Source organism: Robertmurraya sp. (genome assembly GCF_036676585.1).
Classification (GTDB): domain Bacteria; phylum Bacillota; class Bacilli; order Bacillales; family Cytobacillaceae; genus Robertmurraya_A.
Window position 1 is genome coordinate 1 of sequence record NZ_JAKFCQ010000199.1, and the last position, 1,894, is coordinate 1,894.

Here is a 1,894-nt window from a genome sequence, read left to right on the forward strand (position 1 = left end):
AAAAGCTAGGAATCGTTCCTAGCTTCCAGTTTCCGAAATATTATTTATCATTCCTTTTCCTTTGCAAGCGATTCTCGGTCACTTGCTATTGGAGGCTGCTCTAACCATCCATTTTTTATCATTATGTTTGCTCCGTCATCAGCGTAGTGTAAAAGTTCTAAAATTAGTCGTAAGTATTTAGCACCTATATCTCTTCTTGCATTGACACTTAAAGCAGAACCATAATATGAAAGGCTTAACTGTGCAGACAATTGAATTTGGTACATCATATATTTATCTGAAAAGGTATTAGAAGTAGAGTTCGTGATCATCGATTGCCAGGAAATAGGAGAATTTAATTTATCTTCCTTAAATACTGATTCGAATATTTTTATATGTTTATTGGCAATGTCAAGTCCCCTCTTAAAATGTTGACGAACCTCTTTTGATTGAGCAACTTGGATGAATCCCACTTTTAAAGCAGCATGTAAATGCATTTTTAGCATATTGAAAGTAATATCTCCAATTTCGATGGCATTCAGCGGACGGCGATCTCCCAACCATCCAGTTAAAAAACTTTGGTTCTTTACAAAATCGATCGAATCGGGTGGTGTAATAATAGGAGGTCGAGTAAAAAGTCCTTTTGAAAGCATTAAATTAATGGATTGATCAAAAAGCTCCATCGTTTCGGACATACAGGTAATGTAATACTTCCGTAAGTCAGAACGAATGGAAGTACTAACAGATAAAGCATACCCAGTCATTCCTTGCAAAGTCATGATATAAAGATAATTTAGGTAGAAAGGATCTTGAAAAAGACGTGGTGCGTGAATGTTTACGTCGTCTTTTTCTGTGAACCCAAGTGGAATAGGGTGATTTTCTTTTTGCAAGAATACTGTAATTTCTTCGACATGCTTTTTGGATACTTCAAGGGAAGTTTGGTAGATCGATTTGACTTCGTGATCTTCGATATGTTCGAGTGCATAACGAAAGAAACAAATGGACATTGTATCAAAAATGTATTGAGTCCAAAGGCTTGCAATTTCCGGAGCAGTTAATCGAATGGGGCTATGTGTCTCCAAGGTTCATCCTCCGATTTACAATATTATTTGGTGTTTTTATTGTTTTCTCAGAGAATGAAAAATATGTAAAAACTTAGAAGCTCCAACAATCATATGATTTTACTGATAAGAAACAACGTATAGATTACAGAGTATGGAAGCTCTTATTGTACAAAAGGAGAAGTTTAGTTTAACAAGTTGGATGAAATGCCATTTCTTTTGATGTTTCATTTGAACCCTTTCAGACATTTCAAAATAAATCCGCGGAAGTGCACTGGCACCACTTTTTTGAGGTTGACAAATTTTCTAAATATTTATAAAGTTTAATTGTTAACCATAATGAAGAGTAGTTTACATTTAAAGGGGAGAAACAAATGAAAAATCAACAATTGAAATTAAGAATGATGATTGTGACAGCACTTTTTGCTGCAATCATTGGCGTAATGGCTCAAATTACCATTCCACTTCCGCTCGTTCCAATTACAGGACAAACCCTTGCCATTGGCTTAGCAGCAACCATTCTAGGTTCTCGTTATGGAACACTATCGGTCATTTTATATTTAATTATTGGTTCTGCAGGAGTACCAGTATTCGCTGAATTTTCAGGTGGAATTTCAAAGCTTATCGGACCAACTGGGGGATATTTAGTTGGCTTCGTTCCAACTGCCTTCCTAATCGGGTGGTTTATGGAAAAAAGAGCCTTCAACTTTAAGAATGCTGTGATTGCCAATACTATTGGAACGCTTGTTACTTTGGCATTAGGCACTGCTTGGCTAAAGATTGCTGCCGAGCTTTCTTGGTCAGCTGCTTTTGCAGGAGGATTTACTCCATTTATCATTGTTGGGTTAATCAAG

Annotated in this window: 2 protein-coding genes; one reads left to right on the forward strand and one right to left on the reverse strand. The window is 36.3% G+C overall.

Going from position 1 to position 1,894, the window contains the following annotated elements:
* Nucleotides 1-47: 47 nt before the first annotated feature.
* Nucleotides 48-1,061, reverse strand: coding sequence for a DUF3231 family protein (locus ACGLXV_RS24300; RefSeq protein WP_391560656.1), 1,014 nt, complete (start codon nucleotides 1,059-1,061; stop codon nucleotides 48-50).
* A 353-nt stretch (nucleotides 1,062-1,414) separates the two neighbouring features.
* Between ACGLXV_RS24300 and ACGLXV_RS24305 the strand changes: the two genes are divergently transcribed.
* Nucleotides 1,415-1,894 (forward strand): biotin transporter BioY (locus ACGLXV_RS24305; protein ID WP_391560657.1); only part of this gene is annotated, 480 nt, incomplete at its 3' end.